19 protein-coding genes are annotated in these 15,391 nt (G+C 35.5%); 11 read left to right on the top strand and 8 right to left on the bottom strand.

Annotated elements, in window-relative coordinates:
- Nucleotides 1-2 precede the first annotated feature (2 nt).
- Complete coding sequence (locus tag CW751_RS08215) at nt 3-548, bottom strand: LemA family protein (protein ID WP_101334529.1); 546 nt, start codon at nt 546-548, stop codon at nt 3-5.
- 120 nt (nt 549-668) lie between these two features.
- Between CW751_RS08215 and CW751_RS08210 the strand changes: the two genes are divergently transcribed.
- Complete coding sequence (locus tag CW751_RS08210; RefSeq protein WP_101334528.1) at nt 669-1,658, top strand: hypothetical protein; 990 nt, start codon at nt 669-671, stop codon at nt 1,656-1,658.
- 135 nt (nt 1,659-1,793) lie between these two features.
- Complete coding sequence (locus CW751_RS08205) at nt 1,794-2,348, top strand: hypothetical protein (RefSeq protein WP_101334527.1); 555 nt, start codon at nt 1,794-1,796, stop codon at nt 2,346-2,348.
- Here the strand turns inward: CW751_RS08205 and CW751_RS15395 are convergent.
- The 4 genes from CW751_RS15395 to CW751_RS08190 form a co-directional block, all read right to left on the bottom strand.
- Complete coding sequence (locus tag CW751_RS15395) at nt 2,337-2,501, bottom strand: hypothetical protein (protein WP_165779259.1); 165 nt, start codon at nt 2,499-2,501, stop codon at nt 2,337-2,339. The genes CW751_RS08205 and CW751_RS15395 overlap by 12 nt on opposite strands.
- 183 nt (nt 2,502-2,684) lie before the next feature.
- Entirely contained in the window at nt 2,685-5,837 is a 3,153-nt protein-coding gene (locus CW751_RS08200) for a DEAD/DEAH box helicase (protein ID WP_101334526.1), read from the bottom strand.
- Nucleotides 5,834-6,214, bottom strand: coding sequence for a (deoxy)nucleoside triphosphate pyrophosphohydrolase (locus CW751_RS08195; RefSeq protein ID WP_101334525.1), 381 nt, complete (start codon nt 6,212-6,214; stop codon nt 5,834-5,836). The genes CW751_RS08200 and CW751_RS08195 overlap by 4 nt, the downstream gene beginning before the upstream one ends.
- 27 nt (nt 6,215-6,241) lie before the next feature.
- Nucleotides 6,242-7,210, bottom strand: a complete 969-nt coding sequence (locus tag CW751_RS08190) for an HNH endonuclease (RefSeq protein ID WP_101334524.1) — start codon at nt 7,208-7,210, stop codon at nt 6,242-6,244.
- Nucleotides 7,211-7,794: 584 nt separating this feature from the next.
- Here CW751_RS08190 and CW751_RS08185 point away from each other — a divergent pair.
- Nucleotides 7,795-8,553: a YebC/PmpR family DNA-binding transcriptional regulator gene (locus tag CW751_RS08185; RefSeq protein ID WP_101334523.1), complete on the top strand. Its 759-nt coding sequence runs from the start codon at nt 7,795-7,797 to the stop codon at nt 8,551-8,553.
- Between the two features lie 86 nt (nt 8,554-8,639).
- Here CW751_RS08185 and CW751_RS08180 read toward each other — a convergent pair whose 3' ends face one another.
- Nucleotides 8,640-9,656: a putative periplasmic lipoprotein gene (locus tag CW751_RS08180; RefSeq protein WP_101334522.1), complete on the bottom strand. Its 1,017-nt coding sequence runs from the start codon at nt 9,654-9,656 to the stop codon at nt 8,640-8,642.
- 336 nt (nt 9,657-9,992) lie between these two features.
- Here CW751_RS08180 and CW751_RS08175 point away from each other — a divergent pair, with 336 nt between their 5' ends.
- The 4 genes from CW751_RS08175 (at nt 9,993) to CW751_RS08160 (ending at nt 12,271) form a co-directional block, all read left to right on the top strand.
- Complete coding sequence (locus tag CW751_RS08175; RefSeq protein ID WP_101334521.1) at nt 9,993-10,355, top strand: hypothetical protein; 363 nt, start codon at nt 9,993-9,995, stop codon at nt 10,353-10,355.
- Between the two features lie 271 nt (nt 10,356-10,626).
- Nucleotides 10,627-11,553 carry a glutaminase gene (locus CW751_RS08170; RefSeq protein WP_101334520.1) on the top strand — a complete coding sequence of 309 codons (927 nt, stop codon included), beginning with the start codon at nt 10,627-10,629 and terminating at the stop codon, nt 11,551-11,553.
- A gap of 130 nt (nt 11,554-11,683) precedes the next feature.
- Nucleotides 11,684-11,947: a helix-turn-helix domain-containing protein gene (locus CW751_RS08165; protein WP_101334519.1), complete on the top strand. Its 264-nt coding sequence runs from the start codon at nt 11,684-11,686 to the stop codon at nt 11,945-11,947.
- A gap of 3 nt (nt 11,948-11,950) precedes the next feature.
- On the top strand, nt 11,951-12,271 hold the full coding sequence (locus CW751_RS08160) for a HipA N-terminal domain-containing protein (RefSeq protein WP_101334518.1): 321 nt from the start codon (nt 11,951-11,953) through the stop codon (nt 12,269-12,271).
- 423 nt (nt 12,272-12,694) lie between these two features.
- Here the strand turns inward: CW751_RS08160 and CW751_RS15975 are convergent, their stop codons facing one another.
- Together CW751_RS15975 and CW751_RS08150 are read right to left on the bottom strand one after the other, a co-directional pair.
- The gene (locus CW751_RS15975) at nt 12,695-12,826 is read right to left on the bottom strand and encodes a GIY-YIG nuclease family protein (protein ID WP_101334517.1); all 132 of its coding nucleotides are present in this window, start codon (nt 12,824-12,826) and stop codon (nt 12,695-12,697) included.
- Between the two features lie 386 nt (nt 12,827-13,212).
- A complete protein-coding gene (locus CW751_RS08150; RefSeq protein ID WP_101334516.1) occupies nt 13,213-13,410 on the bottom strand; it encodes a hypothetical protein in 198 nt (65 codons plus the stop codon).
- A 418-nt stretch (nt 13,411-13,828) separates the two neighbouring features.
- Here CW751_RS08150 and CW751_RS08145 point away from each other — a divergent pair, with 418 nt between their 5' ends.
- The 4 genes from CW751_RS08145 (at nt 13,829) to CW751_RS08130 (ending at nt 15,385) form a co-directional block, all read left to right on the top strand.
- The gene (locus tag CW751_RS08145; protein WP_101334515.1) at nt 13,829-14,578 is read left to right on the top strand and encodes a hypothetical protein; all 750 of its coding nucleotides are present in this window, start codon (nt 13,829-13,831) and stop codon (nt 14,576-14,578) included.
- 45 nt (nt 14,579-14,623) lie between these two features.
- Entirely contained in the window at nt 14,624-14,851 is a 228-nt protein-coding gene (locus CW751_RS08140; RefSeq protein ID WP_240612549.1) for a hypothetical protein, read from the top strand.
- Nucleotides 14,852-14,898: 47 nt separating this feature from the next.
- Nucleotides 14,899-15,111 carry a hypothetical protein gene (locus CW751_RS08135; RefSeq protein ID WP_101334513.1) on the top strand — a complete coding sequence of 71 codons (213 nt, stop codon included), beginning with the start codon at nt 14,899-14,901 and terminating at the stop codon, nt 15,109-15,111.
- An 85-nt stretch (nt 15,112-15,196) separates the two neighbouring features.
- Nucleotides 15,197-15,385, top strand: coding sequence for a beta clamp domain-containing protein (locus CW751_RS08130; protein ID WP_101334512.1), 189 nt, complete (start codon nt 15,197-15,199; stop codon nt 15,383-15,385).
- Nucleotides 15,386-15,391 lie beyond the last annotated feature (6 nt).

Below are 15,391 nucleotides of genomic sequence, written 5' to 3'. Positions count from 1 at the left end.
TTCTATTCAAAAATTTTATGAGGTTCACGTTCAAAGGATTCTATTTCATAAAACGGTCTTTCTTTAAAACCAAAAGGTCCGGCAATGATCAAATTAGGAAAAACACCAATTTTGGTATTATAATCTCGGATGGTTCCATTTAAATATCGTCTTGACATGGCCAACTCATCTTCAACTATAGAAAGTTCTTTCATCAACTCCAGAAAATGGGTGTTGGACTTCAACTCGGGATAATCTTCGACAGTTACTTTAATGGATTGACTCACCAAATTCAGTCCAGCATCTTCTTTTTCTTTTTGCACCATATCTTTTCCATCCTCCGACCGCAAAGCTGTCACCTTTTCAAATGTTTCCGCTTCGTAGTTGGTGTATCCTTTCACAATTTCCACCAACCTCGGAATCAATTCGAAACGTTTCTTCAATTGCACATCAATTCCTGCCAATGCTTCATTGATGGATTCTCTTGCAGTAATGAGTTGATTGTAGATCACCCAAATGAAAATCAAAAGGATGACAATCAAGGTTGAAATTATAAGAGTAGTATTCATGCTGGTAAATATAATAATTATGAATTAGAAATTACCGACGGTTCGTCTTTTGGAAAAATATTTGCAAAATTATACTAGAATAAAGAGAAAAGTATAAGTTTACAAAAACAACTTAATATCATGTGGTTTAAACAGCTTGTTGGATTCGAAGAGGAATCACCTAAAAATGTACAAAAAAACATCCGTATCGACGGGAATCAATTGATTTCAAAAGTAAATGGTAAATCTTATCAATATGGTACTTTGGAGATCCCTACTTTGGAAGCGCTCCGAAAAACTTCACCTATTGGGAAGTTTAAAGGTGATCAGATTATGGTTCATGAAATAGTCGGCGATGTTCAAAAGATGCATTGTGACTCCAAAAACAAAAACGCATTTTTCCAGGCAGCTTCACAATTCAACTTACTGGAAATGGTTGGTCCGCACGTAAGCCCTGAGCAAGGAGTGGATATATATGAACACGATAGAACACAAGGTCCTGCATGTGCAATAGCTTGTGGAGCAGGAACAATCTTTAGAAATTATTTTGTCCCTGTAAAGGATCAGTTAGGTCAAACCAAAAACAAGCAGGTTGACTGTCTTGAACTTATTGGAAAAGAATTAAACAATGCACAGCACGACCTTTGGGAAATGAGCAATGGATATGCCTTGCCGAATGAAGAAGGGCTTTTAAACATCAATGGTCAGTTATCCCAATTGACTCCACCACAAAAAGAACATTTAAAAGGACAATTAAAAATCGGAATTCAATGGGATACAGAAGTTACCTTGAGCAAAAACAAGCAAATCGTTTCTCAAGCCTACTGCTCCGCCCTACCCGTTGCCTATTCACGCCTTGAACCTATGTACTGGGAGCGTTTTGCCCGCTTGATTCTTGAAGCAAGTTACGAAGCTACATTGCACGCTGCTTTGATCAATTACGAACGCACGGGGTCTAAAAAAGTATTTCTAACACTTCTAGGAGGTGGCGCATTTGGTAATGACACAAAATGGATTTTGGATGCCTTAAAAATTGCATTGAATCGTTTTAAGAATACGCCGTTGGAGGTTGGGATTGTGAGTTATGGAAGGAGTAATGAGGAGGTTTTGGGTATAACAAAAATCTTCTAGGCCAGCGATTGTTTTTTCGGTTTTATTGTCCCCCCTCTTTTCAAATGGATATTATTTCCGGGGAATTAGATAGCGAATTTCATGTTTTTTTTGTATTTTCATTTAAACAATAGACTAAAACCTAAAATCACCACCATGAGAAATGACCACCTTGGAAAATACCTAAACGACTTCGAATCACTTATTGACACGCCATTTATGAGCTTGGACAAGATTGAATGGTGGCTATTAAAATATGCCGATTTCCATTCTGAAATCACAACTTATTATAGAGACAACAATATAGGTTATTCTCCTAATTCTGACCTAGAAGCCCATCCGCTTTACCCACTCATCATAAATCTTCATGCATTTTTAGACTTCTATCATTTTCTAAATGAAATTACTGAATACACCAGAAGAGAGGCCTATTTCAAAGAAGAAATAAAAGAATATCAGCGCTTAAAAGCTTCACAAGATGATCCGAAAGAATGGCTGTTCAAAAACTTAAAGTTCGGACTTGGTCCTCACCCCCAATTTATTGCAGATGCCAATGCCTTTGGAAACGATGAAATGATTGTCATTCATGAGCAGCATGATGTGGTGTTTTATTTGGATCGCAAGCACTTCAGTGCTGTGTTGGAGTTTATTGAAATATTTGAGGAGGTGGTTAATACACAACAGATTTTATCCGAGCAACTAGATTTCTAAATCAAGGTGATTTCGCATTCGCATTTGGACATGATAAGGAGTTCTAAGAAAAATACCCATCAATTTCTCAATATCATTGTCTTTAAATCCAAACCTGTCGAGGTGTTCAGTTTTTTCTGCAAAGTTCCATTTCATAGATTCTGAGTTGTTCATTATAAATGATTAATTCTTTGTACTATACAAGCTTATATTAAGCCGATGAATAAAAGAGATCTCTTATATTGATTGATTTATAGCTGTTTAGATTAATCGTTAAAAATAATTAAAAACATTAAGAATTGCAAGCATTCTTTTTATCATTCACTTTTTTCTAAAAGGATTAATTGAAAGAGACTCCTACCCCACCGCCAACTTCGCACTCTCCTTCCACAAATAATGAGGAATAGGCTCGGCCAACTCCCATTTTATAGACATTGGTTTTGCACCTTCGTGAGACACATATTGCGCTGGACCTATAAATACATAGCCTTGGGTGAAACCTTCTGCAGTATTCTTACTTTCTCGAACAAATAACAATATAGTTTTCTCGTTTTTCTTTTGTTGAATATAAGATTTTCCTTTTGGACTTTCGGGAGAAGCGCTATTTTGAGATTGCCAATGGAATAGAGTTTCATTGATGGCATAATCATCGTACATTGTTGTTGGAGAGAATTCTTCTTCAGATTTCTTAAGGTTGACAAATAATGCCTCAACATTTATATCTTTATTTTGCGCTACTCCTTCCCTATTCGAACTTTTCTTGTCAATTGTACTTAATTCTAAAGCAACTAAGATTTGATCTCTGGTATAGCGCGAATGTATTTTTAAAGGAAATTTATCCTCCATGGCAACACACGGAATTTCTTCGAAGCCAATTTTATCGATTTTAACATTGATAAAAGAGCGCATTTCTGATACAAAGGTTTTGTTGCTGCCGATTTCTTTAATTCCTTTTTCTAACGATAAGTTCGTCACGGGACCTTGGTAGAAATCATAGTAGAGCATAACAGCCATGAGGTGATGTTCACGACTGCTCAATACTTTATTCAATTCGAAATCCGCCTCTATTAGTGACAGAATAAACTTAAAATAACTTATCGATTCAGTAACAATCCATTTCTTCCCAAGCATGACTTTGTACTGGTCAAAATTCTTGTTCTCGATATGCTCACCTAACGCTTCATTTTTTAAAGAATGAAAGGTGTGATTTTTATAAATATCCTTCAACTTTAAATTGAAGATGAACAAGAAATTCTCAAGTGTTAACGGGAGTTCGGTATGACTTTTAAAATTTTGTAAAAGATGAATCAATTTGCTTTTCCCCATATTCGTTGCTTGACGAATATTGTCAAGAATATATTTTTTAGCTTGTTTTTCCAAAACAATAGCACTTCCTAAAGGTAAGTTTGGAAAATCTTTCTCAATCTCGTGTTGAACTGTTGTTTCAGTTTTACCAATTAGCGCCCTAAACTTATTTTCAAAATCATATTCTTTTCTAGCATGACCTACAAAGTCAAGAACTGTCAGTACATCTTTTCCTTCTTTAAGTCTTAATCCACGACCTAATTGCTGTAGAAAAATGGTTAAACTTTCAGTAGGTCTTAAAAACAACACAGTATCTATCTCGGGAATGTCAACACCTTCATTAAAAATATCAACGACGAATAAATAGTTGATTTCTTTTGATTTAAAGCGATGTAAAATATCAATCCTATCCTTCGAATTTTCAGAAGTTAAACATTCTGCAGATAAGCCTACTTCTGAGAATTTACTTTTCATAAAAGTAGCATGCTTTATACTCGCACAAAAACCTATTGCACTCACATTACGAAAATCCTTTGTATAGCTTTCTAAGTTTTTAAGGATATCATTAACCCTAATATCATTAGCAGTCAAGACATTCGTTAACTCCTCTACATCATATCTACCATTGTTCCATTTGATTTTTGAATAATCTACAGCATCCGATATTCCAAAGTATTGAAATGGACAAAGCAATTTATTGTTTAATGCATCAGGAAGACGTATCTCTGCGGCAGTACGGTAGCTGAAATCTTTTAAAATATTCTTACCATCCATTCGCTCTGGAGTAGCGGTAAGCCCCAATAAGACTTTAGGATTATAATAATCAATTACCTTCTGATAAGTTTGTGCAGAAACATGGTGCACCTCATCCATTACTATATAATCGTAATAATCCGGATCAGTAAAAGTTTCTGCTTGCGCTGCTAAGGTTTGAATAGTTGCGAATACAGCATTCTTCGCGGAAGGCACATAGCCATCACCAAACAATTCTCCAAAATTTTGATCTTTTAATACATTTCGAAAGGTATGAAGTGATTGTCTTAAAATTTCAATTCTGTGCGCAATAAATAGGAATTTAGATTGTGGGTAATCTTGGTTATACCTTTTGTAATCAAATGCAGAAATCATCGTTTTCCCTGTACCTGTTGCGGCAACAACTAAATTCTTGAATGAACCATGAATTGTTCTTTCAACTTTTAATTTTTCAAGAATTTCAGATTGATAATGATAGGGCTTCAGGTCAAAGAAGTTAACAATCTCTTGGGTTGATTTACCAAATTTATTTTGCTGTAAGGTTTTGTCTAAATCTTCAAGTTTACTCGAATTGTAAAGTTCAAATTCTGAATTATTCCAATAACTATCAAAGGTCTTTTGAAACTTATCAATAATATGAGGTATTTCTTTAGTCGTCACTTTCACATTCCATTCTAATCCATCCGTAAGTGCAGACCGAGAAAAGTTTGAGGAACCTATATATCCAGTATGAAAGCCAGTATTTCTATAAAAGAGGTATGCTTTCGCATGCAAACGTTCATTGGTGTTATTGTAAGATATTTTGATTTCCGTATTTGGCAGATGATATAATTCCTCAATGGCCTTTGCCTCCGTTGCTCCCATATATGTTGTCGTAATTACCCTTAATTTACCTCCCCGTTGTGTAAATTCTCTGAAGGCTTCTCTTAAAATAACAATGGCTTTCCATTTGATAAAAGAGACTAATAAATCAACTCTATCCGCTGAAAGAATCTCTTTTTTTAATTCTGAATCTAGAGACAGACCCTCATTACCCCCTACGAACAAAGCACTTTGAATAAGTCGAGTTTCAGGCATTATTTCACTCAATCTCAAATCTAAAGATTGATAATCAGAATTCAGTTGATCCAAAACTCCTTCCAAAATCTGACCACTGGAAGCTACAAGATCCTCATTAAAATTATATCCTTCAATTTGATCTGAAAGATGTGTTAACAGTTGATTCGTAATTTCAATTTGCTGCTTAACAACTGACCCTTGCTCTCTCTTAATACTTTTGATGGCTTTTAAAGCATTTTGAAATGCCTTTTGAAGGTGTAGTGATAAAAAGTGAATAGCCTCCGCTTTATCAAGTGCTTTTTGATCTGCAACAAAAAACCGATCTCTATCTAATCCTTTTAGCTTCTCCTGTAAAGCCTCAGTAATCAAACTTTCATATACTCCTATTTTCATAAGCTCATTATTTCTTCTACAATTGGAATATCAGCTGCTGCCCAATCATAATTAGTTAGGTTTTCTTTCTTTTCCCATTTAATTTCTTTGTGTTCGGTTTTTACAAAATCCTTTGACTTGACGTCACAAATAAAAGGATATAACGTAATCGAGAAATCAGGATAATGATGTTCAACAGAAGTCAACGCTTCATGCACTTCAATATTCATTCTCAACTCCTCATAAATCTCTCGTTCTAGTGCTTCTTTCTTATTCTCACCTTCTTCAATTTTACCTCCAGGGAATTCCCATTTAAGTGGTAGTTTCATGCTCTCACTCCGTTGAGCAATAAGGATTTTCTTTTCGAATTGATTTATAGCACAGACTACTTTTATCATGTTACTAACATAATGATTTTTATGAAATCACAACACAAAACATTCTTTTCTGTGCCAATCGAAGTTCTCTTGCAAAGGAAAGTAGTTCTTATTTTCAGGGAGCAGGATTCGTTTCCCTTCGAATTGTTTTAAGGCATAAGGTGAATCGTATTCTTTAAAATAAGAAGAAAGTAAGACTTCGTATTTTTCATCAATCGTGATCAATCCCCTATCAAAAGCCCTATGAAGTGTTGGTGTTAAACTAACTCCATTCCCTACGGTGTCGTCTTGTGAAATTGAAAACGGTTTTATATGACAGGCGTCAACTAACTGTGCGTTAATTGTGGCTTCGATTCTCAATCCTGAAATTGCGCAAGTATAGTTGTAAAGTTTTGGAATTTCTCGTTTAAAAATTCCGTTTCTAACATAGATTTCTTCTTCGAAGTCACTGACTTGCATTTTACTTCTTAATTCTTCTATTCTTTCGGCGTAAGTGAGACGATCATTATTTAAAACTTGATTTTTCAGTTGATTTACAAAATCGTTTTGAGAATTTGTCAACCTGTCTTTTGTGTCGGGGAAGTAATGATTCAGCAATTCTGCCTTTATTACTTCACGAGAAATTGGATTCAAAAGGAAGTCAAATAAAGCTTTGTCCATTTCGGCGAGTTCAATAGCTTCTCTTAAGCCAGCAAAAGAAGAAATTGTTCTTGGAATAAATGAACCGTGTTTAGAATGCAATTTCCAAAATCCATCCGATTTCAAACGAAAAAACGGCATTGCAAAATTCTGTAAATGATCGGTTACAACAATTTTCGACCAAATATCTTTAAACGACAGCACCAACTCAGGGGAAATGGCAATGCGATTTGAAATTATATCCCCATTTTCAATTCCTTCAATAATCGCCAACAACAAAACAGGTTTATGCGGAGCGTCTCCTCTCTTCTTATTCCTGTCTCGCCTTAACTTCTTAAGCTGAAATAGGTACTTCGATAATTCTTCATTGCTTTCCATAGCTTTCACAATAATACAAATTAATTGAGAATTCTCCCTCTCCCTCTCCCTACCGATTCATCGGCTCCCCTGCCCCGACGAAACCAGAAAGCTTGGCGAACACAAAACCTATTTGAACACGCAAAGAAAGAGCGACTTTAGAAGCTCCTTTGTTTGGGTTGTTTCAAAAGGATTTGGGGAGGCAACTTGGCGGTGTAGGCGGAAATAGGCTCAAAAAAAATAGATGATAAATTACTTCTGTTTCAGTTGAGGTTCCCTTTGTTCTCTCTTAATAAGCTAGCTCAAAGCTGCCTTAGTTTTCAAAGATAACTAAATTTAAATTAGCAAAAAAATTGTTTTCTAACACAGAATCTCGATACAAATTACTTCACCGCGTTACGCAGTTCACTCGAACTGACGGGAACGATACAGCACGTCAGTTCGAGTACCGCCGCTGACTGAATCTATAGAAGGCAACGGAAGCAACGAAGATGTATCGAGAACACGTGCGTTTTATTATCCACACAACTACCCATAACTATGCAATAAAATCATTATCTTACCGAATTCTGAAAAATGGATTGTTTAACCTTAATTAAAGTAAAATGGCTGGACATAGTAAATGGTCAAATATTAAGCGCAAGAAAGGAGCGGCAGATGTAAAACGAGCAAAGCAATTTAATCGTGTATTGAAAGAAATAGCGGTAGCGGTTAGGGAAGGTAAAAGTGGAGATCCTGATGCTAATCCGGCGTTGAGGAATGCGATTGTTAACGCGAAAGGGATTAATTTACCGAAAGACAATATAGAACGGGCCATAAAAAAAGCAAGTGGCGCGGAGGCGGAAAATTATGAGGAGATTAGTTTTGAAGGATATGGTCCTTACGGAATTGCCTTTTTTATTGAATGTACAACTGATAATACCAATAGAACGGTGGCCAATATTCGATCTATTTTCAATAAAAATGGCGGTAATCTCGGAACCAATGGCTCTTTAGAGTTCTTGTTTGAACGAAAAGGGGTTTTTACCATTCAAAAAGATGTAATAGAACAAGATTTAGAGGAATTAGAGTTGGAATTAATTGAGCATGGATTGTCTGAAATAGACAGTGAGGGTGATGATGCGGTAGTTATTTATACTGAATTCAGTGATTATGGCAAAATGGCTTCTGCATTGGAACAAATGAATCTTGAAATTCAAAGTACGCGCTTGGAGAGGATTCCACTAAACACCGTCGAACTACCGATTGATCAAGCAAAAAAGATTTTAGAATTAGAAGAGAAATTTGAGGATGATGACGATGTTCAAAATGTTTTTCACAATTTGGAGATTTCGGATGCTTTAGTGGAAGCGATGGAAGAGTAAGCACAATACATTCATTTCAATAAGTAAAGTGTGGCATATCGCGTATTGCGATATGCTATATTATTCTTCTAAGAAAATTGTTTTCCTTACCACTTATTAAAATCAAAACTTCCCGTTTTTATTACTGGCGTTGGTCCATCTTTTCCAGGTTTTCCCTCTGCTCCTTTATGTCCCTGCTTTCCATCTTTTCCATCCTTCTGTCCTGCTGCTGGCTTACCGCCTTTTCCAGGCTCTCCGAAGTCTCCAGCCTCACCAACTTCTCCCCCTTTATTAAGTATCACAAGTCGAGATAGTATCTCTTGTGCATTAGGGTGAACAATAACTTCGACTGCAGCTCCATTGCCACCATTACCAGCGTCGCCACCATTACCGCCATCACCACCATCTCCAGGCGAGTATTTTTTATCTTCAACAATTTTTCCTTTAGATCCACGGCTACCATCTCCTCCATTTCCTCCGTCTCCTCCATCGCCACCAGAGGCATCAATCACAATATTATCTTTATTTATCGTTTGATAATAATACGCCGTTTTCTCACCAATAATTTCCGTTCGCACATAGCACATATCGTCTTCCTTCCATATATGTAAACGAGCAGCTTGTGCATCTTCACCATGCTCGCCATTATCGCCATCTTTTCCGGTTTTCCCTTCGGTCAGCAATACAGGTCGCAAACGTGGCAACTTGTCAAAGCCTTTCTTTCCTGATTTCCCAGCTAAATCTATAGTTAATTGACCTGAAAAGTTAAGTTTTACCTTTTGAGAGTAGGTAATTGAATCTCCTTTTTCTTTGATGACTATTAGAAAAGGTATTTCATCAATATCCTTTTGTTCAGGTCTTTTATTAATGTACAACATCTGTTCTTTCCAATCGTAATCCAATCCATCACCCTGAACTTTCATTTGAAGATTTTTAGAGATATCGATTCGCTCTCCTGCTGTATTTACATTATAGAAAGCAACAGAAAGCGTATCACCATAATTAATAGGTCGATTTTTATCATATTCAAAAATAACATTCTGTGAGTTTTCTATTGCAATTCTATTGGATCCACATGCAGATAAAAGAACAGTCAATAATCCGTAGTAAAGTATCTTTTTCATAAGTTATGCTTTAAAAAAAGTATTTTAACAAGATTCATTCCTAAACTTAAAAACCTAAATTTAAGAATCTTATAGAGAAAAAGCTAATAATTCCTGTACTCTGTATTGATGGCTTGTAGATTGTTCAAGTTGCATTAATATTGATTTTGAAATGAGTGGTAAGAATTGTCCGATTAAAGAAGAATCATTTTCAATGATTGAAAAGTGATCAAAAAGTTAATATCTTGTAGAAATATGCAACTATGAAATCGGATTACCTATCTATATATGGAAAAGCCCATCGACACCGGTATTTAGACAAATAGATCACAATTAGCAAATTCAAAACCAGCAATTATGCCAGAAGTCAAAGATAAGAAATATGGAAAAACCCTTTTTTATATTGAAGGAAATGAAATAAAGGACAAGAAATATGGAACAACTTTGTTTTATTTAAACGGAGCTGAGGTAAGGGAAAAATCCAAATACGGAAACGTTAACTTTTATATTGATGGAGATGAAATAAAAGAAAAGAGCAAATACGGAAATGTACGCTACTATGTAAATGGCAATGAAATAAAAGATAAATCAAAATATGGATCATTGCGTTTCTTTTTAGACGGAAGCGAAATAAAAGACAAGAAATATGGAAATGTGAAGTACTTCATTGACGGAGCACTTACCCGTGATCAACTCTATGGTTTATTGTCGATTATCTAAGAAACAATCTAACTCAAAATCAAGCATTAAATTAGTGGTGACCCTAAATTATATTAAAGTTTATTCAACCTTCAATTAGTTCGGTAAACGCAATTGTACACTAAAACCATACACAGTTCTACCAATAAGTCTATTTACAATTAAATCTCCATTCATTCCCTTACTATTATAACACTACCTTCTTGGAACTTATGTCTATCATATTAACTTTGGAAATAAAGAAAAGCAGTTGATAAATTGCTTAAAATTGTAAACACTTAAAATTAAAAATGTGAATACGAATGTAGATGTGAACGAAATCGTTCAAAACCTTTACGAACAGATAAAGAACAGCGAAGATAAAGGAAGTTTAGCCTCTTATATTCCTGAATTAGAAAATGTAGATTCAGCGCTTTTCGGTGTACACATCTCCACGATTGACAATTCAAATTTTGGAGTTGGAAATTGTTATGACAAGTTTTCTATTCAAAGTATTGTCAAGGTATTATCCCTCATTATGGCGTATGACTTACTCGGCGAAGAATTATGGACCAGGGTAAAAGTGGAACCTTCTGGAACACCTTTTAATTCACTTATTCAACTTGAAGTAGAGAATGGAATACCAAGAAATCCATTCATTAACGCTGGAGCACTTGTTATTGCGGATGTTCTTTTAAGTAACTTAAAGAATCCCAAAGAAGATTTCCTCAATTTTGTAAGAAACCTTTCCGATAGCAAAGACATTACTTATTCATCAAAAATAGCCAGTTCTGAAAAGGAATTCGGATACAGAAATGCTGCCTTATGCAATTTAATAAAGTCATTCGGGAACATAGAAAACGAGCCTTCTGATGTACTTGACTTCTACTATGATCTTTGTTCACTTGAAATGAGTTGCGAAGAACTCTCCAACCTGTTTTTATTTTTAGCCAATGACGGCTTCACCTTAACAGAAAGAAAACAAATACTTACCCGAAGTCAAACCAAAAGAATAAACGCCTTAATGCAAACCTGTGGATTTTACGATGAATCAGGAGATTTCGCTTTCAAGGTTGGACTTCCAGGAAAAAGTGGCGTCGGCGGTGGAATTGTGGCAGTACATCCAAAACAATACGCCATTGCTGTTTGGAGTTCGAAATTAAATGCCAAAGGAAATTCATATAAAGGAATGCGCTTTCTTGAAGAGTTTACAACAAAAACCGAATCTTCGATATTTTAGAGTGGTTGAAGAGAGCATGGTTTTGTAAATGAAACGGACTAAAGGACTTGCTATATCCAAAACAGAACTACCATTATAATTGCATATATGCATTTAAAACCCTATTTTCAACCAATATAATGGCAATAACATGTTGGAGATTGTAACAATAAAAGATATAAAAGACAAGATTGGTGAGGCTTGTATGATGAATCGCAAAGCGAATAATTTGTCTTGTGAAGAGCTTGCTAAAGCCTTGGATGTTTCTAGCACAACGATTAAAAACATTGAAAATGGTAAAAACACCACTTTAAATAATGTATTAGAAGTAGCCAATCACTTTGACTTATTACAAAAAATTGCAAAAGAACTAGATAGCTATACAAGTGACCAAAATAACATTTCATTATACTAAAAGATGGCTAAAGATAAAATCATAGAAGTAATGGCATTTGGTCTTGAAGTAGGGAAATTAGGCTATGATACAGATCAAGGGAAGTCTTATTTTCAATACCATCCTGACTTCTTAGAATCTGGGCAGTATTCAGAATTGTTCCCGTTTATATTCAAACGTACAAAACAGGTACAAGTATTCTCAGAGTATCAACAAGATACTTTTCAAAGCCTCCCTCCTATGATTGCAGATTCGCTACCAGATACTTTTGGTAATGTCATTTTTCAAGAATGGCTTAACGTTAGAGGAATACAAAAAGTAACTCCTTGGTGTAAAACAACCTAAAAATTGGACATGATTGTTTAGAGGAGTACGAAATGTTGAATACTTTTTATCCAGATTGACAAATATTTATTCCGAATCCTCAACAACTAGTCTTGATCCGGAACTCTCCAGACATAGTAGCTAAACAAATAATACTTAAAAAAACGTCTAGAAAAGACAAAACCCCTAAGACATTTGATACGTCTTAGGGGTTTTTCTGACGTTACAGTCTGAATTCCGACCGAAGCGACGGAATCCTGACGTTTCTGTCTAGATTCCGACCGAAGCGTCGGAACTCTCCAGCCATAGAGGCGTTAAAATTCATACCTTATATCTATCTATAAACTCTAACAATCGTTCTCTATTTAAATTCTTTAGCTTTCTCTCTAAAACAATAGCTTCTGAACGCGTATTTTTTTCTAGAATTAAAACTTTCAACCAAGGTTAATAATGTTTGGTGGACTTTACTTTTCCTGAGTTATGCGTTGAAATTCTATTTTCAAAATTGTGTGTTTGTCCAATGTAATATTTATTAAATTTTGGACTGAATAAGATGTAAGTGCAATATTGATTCATGGTGGTGATTTATGGTTCTCTATTTAAGATAAACAAAAAACCCACATAAAAACCATCTAAAGACAAACTTCCATAAAAGACAAAACCCCTAAGACATTGATACATCTTAGGGGTTTCTATTCCTCCAGCCATAGAGGCGTTTTGTAAATGCGGTCTGGACGGGACTGTCTCAGATGCATTAATATGTTAATAATCAAACTCTTGAAACTCAACTTTAAATCAGGTAACCGAATTAGTAACCTATCGCGTTGGGTTGTTTTGTTGACATTTAATGAACGTTTTGAGATGCAAATATAGGGACAATATTTTATTATACAGCACAAAACGCAACAAAATGTATCAAAATAAAAATAAAAGATAATAAATAAAGAATTAGCACTTGTTTTTCAGTCTTTTAAGTACTCTTTGATATCCTCTCTTTTAATACCAGAATAGTCACAAAACTCATCAATGGTTATAAACTGGTGACGCTCCTTATCTAAGTGATCTTTGATGCGCTCTAATAACCTCCTACCATATCTTTCACTTCTACCGGTAATTCGTTGGATATCCTTGGGATATATGCATATACGATTTACTTTCATTTCACAATCAGTAATGTAAATATAGAAATAAATGTTCGGTTGAAATTAACATTTTGCATATTGATAGATATTGTATTGTTTTGACAATTACCATACACTATCCATACACTACTTATACCCCATCGATTACTCATCATAGTATTATTCGGTATAAAAACCTAATATCGGAATAGATGGAATTGGAATTTTGCTTACCTCTCTCCTACCTGATAAATTTAATGTATCGATTTCATGTCGCGACGAAATTTGAGGAATGTTGAGAAAGTCTCAGCAGGATATTGTCAAAACTTACCGACGATGATTTTAATGGTCGTCCAGACGTTTTCAGTCTGAACTTCTTAAAATCTATATCGGCATTATACCACAAAGTTATAATGTCAAGATTAGAAAATCATGTTGGTATAAAAACTATGTAATCATGGCAAAACAAAAAGGAATAATCAAGCTTACGGGTAAGATTGGAGATTTGTCTTTTTATAAGACGAAAGATGGCTATTTAGCACGTGAAAAAGGAGGTGTTGATGGAGAGCGTATCAAGAATGATCCTGCGTTTGCAAGAACCCGAGAGAACGGAAGTGAGTTCGGGTTGGCAGCTACGGCAGGAAAGACTTTGAGAGACGCATTTCGTCCGTTGATGATGCGTGCGGCAGATAGTCGTATTACCTCCAGGTTAACGAAAGTGATGTCTTCAATTCGTAAATTGGACACGACAAGTGCTCGTGGAGATAGATCTGTTGGTGTTGCGATTCAAAATCAGGCGGCAAAGGATATGTTGAAAGGATTTAACTTCAACATTCGTTCAATGCTGAATGCGATTTTGTATCGTCCAATCACATTGGATCCTTCCTCTGGAGAAATAGAGATTGAGGACCTTGTGCCAGTTAATCATATTGCTGCACCAGCAAACGCAACTCATGTATCTTTTACAGCTGCATGGGGAAATGTGAACTTTGCTGACGGCACTTATGAATTAGCGCTTTCTAATCCAAGTAATATTGAGATTGATAGCACACAGTCTACAGTTGCAGTTACACCCACTGCTCCACCTTCGGGATCGGGGACAGATGTGTATATCTTACTCGTGGAGTTTTTCCAAGAAATTAATGGTACACAATACAGCTTAAACGATGGAGGGTATAACGCTCTTAATATCGTGGATGTTGTTTAAAACCTATTGATCATGGAAAAGAGAAAGCAAGACAAGTTAGCATCGATGGGTAAGCGATGCAAAGATGAAACTCCTCCATTTTTCAAGAAGCTACGCACGGCTGGATTGGTGTTGGCTGCAATCGGAACATCGGTTGTGGCGGCACCTATAGCCTTGCCTGCAATTGCTGTTACTATCGGTGGTTATGTGCTACTTGGTGGAACAGTTATCACAGCAGTGAGCCAAACGGCAGTTGGCGAAATGGATTGTGAGGAGAAGGAAAAAGTTAAGTAAGTAACCAGTCTTTCAAAAAGAGAAATGAAGGACACAAACTTTGAATTATGTCAGAGAAAAAAAGTTTAAATGACGAGTTAATTGTAAATGTATCAAGAGCTCGTCCGAAATTTAAGGCAGGATCTGAATTAGCCAAATCAGTAAATCTGATGGATGTTGATTCAAGCAAGAATGTAACTGAAGATGCTGAAATCATAAAGGTTTCTATGCGAATGAGTACAAGAACTTGTTTTGAAGGTAGCAAAGAGTTGGATGATTAATATTCGTAGAATATGATCAGTTCAAAAAAGTAAATTGTTTAATCCGTTCTCCAGGATAAATGGAGAACCATAAAATTTAAGAATTATGTCTGAAAAAAGATGTTTCGAAGATGAAATCATAGTGAATGTGACAAAGAAAGGTCCGAAGTTTAAAGCAGGGAGCGATTTAGCAAACTCTGTTCACTTAATGGATGTTGATTCCAGCAAGGAAGAAAACGAGGATTCTGAAATCATCAAGGTTTCTATTCGATTGAGTGAAAAGTCTTGTGAATAAGAGCAA

It is taken from the genome of Brumimicrobium salinarum, from assembly GCF_002844555.1.
GTDB classification, from domain to species: Bacteria; Bacteroidota; Bacteroidia; order Flavobacteriales_D; family Crocinitomicaceae; genus Brumimicrobium; species Brumimicrobium salinarum.
This window is presented reverse-complemented; position numbering and strand designations above follow the sequence as displayed.

What these genes read in the sequence shown, in the direction of transcription:
- CW751_RS15975 (WP_101334517.1), bottom strand. Translation starts at nt 12,826, where the DNA reads ATGAATCAATATTGCACTTACATCTTATTCAGTCCAAAATTTAATAAA.
- CW751_RS08210 (WP_101334528.1), top strand. Translation starts at nt 669, where the DNA reads ATGTGGTTTAAACAGCTTGTTGGATTCGAAGAGGAATCACCTAAAAAT.
- CW751_RS08130 (WP_101334512.1), top strand. Translation starts at nt 15,197, where the DNA reads ATGTCTGAAAAAAGATGTTTCGAAGATGAAATCATAGTGAATGTGACA.
- CW751_RS08185 (WP_101334523.1), top strand. Translation starts at nt 7,795, where the DNA reads ATGGCTGGACATAGTAAATGGTCAAATATTAAGCGCAAGAAAGGAGCG.
- CW751_RS08160 (WP_101334518.1), top strand. Translation starts at nt 11,951, where the DNA reads ATGGCTAAAGATAAAATCATAGAAGTAATGGCATTTGGTCTTGAAGTA.
- CW751_RS08135 (WP_101334513.1), top strand. Translation starts at nt 14,899, where the DNA reads ATGTCAGAGAAAAAAAGTTTAAATGACGAGTTAATTGTAAATGTATCA.
- CW751_RS08180 (WP_101334522.1), bottom strand. Translation starts at nt 9,656, where the DNA reads ATGAAAAAGATACTTTACTACGGATTATTGACTGTTCTTTTATCTGCA.
- CW751_RS08165 (WP_101334519.1), top strand. Translation starts at nt 11,684, where the DNA reads ATGTTGGAGATTGTAACAATAAAAGATATAAAAGACAAGATTGGTGAG.
- CW751_RS08195 (WP_101334525.1), bottom strand. Translation starts at nt 6,214, where the DNA reads ATGATAAAAGTAGTCTGTGCTATAAATCAATTCGAAAAGAAAATCCTT.
- CW751_RS15395 (WP_165779259.1), bottom strand. Translation starts at nt 2,501, where the DNA reads ATGAACAACTCAGAATCTATGAAATGGAACTTTGCAGAAAAAACTGAA.
- CW751_RS08150 (WP_101334516.1), bottom strand. Translation starts at nt 13,410, where the DNA reads ATGAAAGTAAATCGTATATGCATATATCCCAAGGATATCCAACGAATT.
- CW751_RS08190 (WP_101334524.1), bottom strand. Translation starts at nt 7,210, where the DNA reads ATGGAAAGCAATGAAGAATTATCGAAGTACCTATTTCAGCTTAAGAAG.
- CW751_RS08140 (WP_240612549.1), top strand. Translation starts at nt 14,624, where the DNA reads ATGGGTAAGCGATGCAAAGATGAAACTCCTCCATTTTTCAAGAAGCTA.
- CW751_RS08215 (WP_101334529.1), bottom strand. Translation starts at nt 548, where the DNA reads ATGAATACTACTCTTATAATTTCAACCTTGATTGTCATCCTTTTGATT.
- CW751_RS08175 (WP_101334521.1), top strand. Translation starts at nt 9,993, where the DNA reads ATGCCAGAAGTCAAAGATAAGAAATATGGAAAAACCCTTTTTTATATT.
- CW751_RS08145 (WP_101334515.1), top strand. Translation starts at nt 13,829, where the DNA reads ATGGCAAAACAAAAAGGAATAATCAAGCTTACGGGTAAGATTGGAGAT.
- CW751_RS08200 (WP_101334526.1), bottom strand. Translation starts at nt 5,837, where the DNA reads ATGAAAATAGGAGTATATGAAAGTTTGATTACTGAGGCTTTACAGGAG.
- CW751_RS08205 (WP_101334527.1), top strand. Translation starts at nt 1,794, where the DNA reads ATGAGAAATGACCACCTTGGAAAATACCTAAACGACTTCGAATCACTT.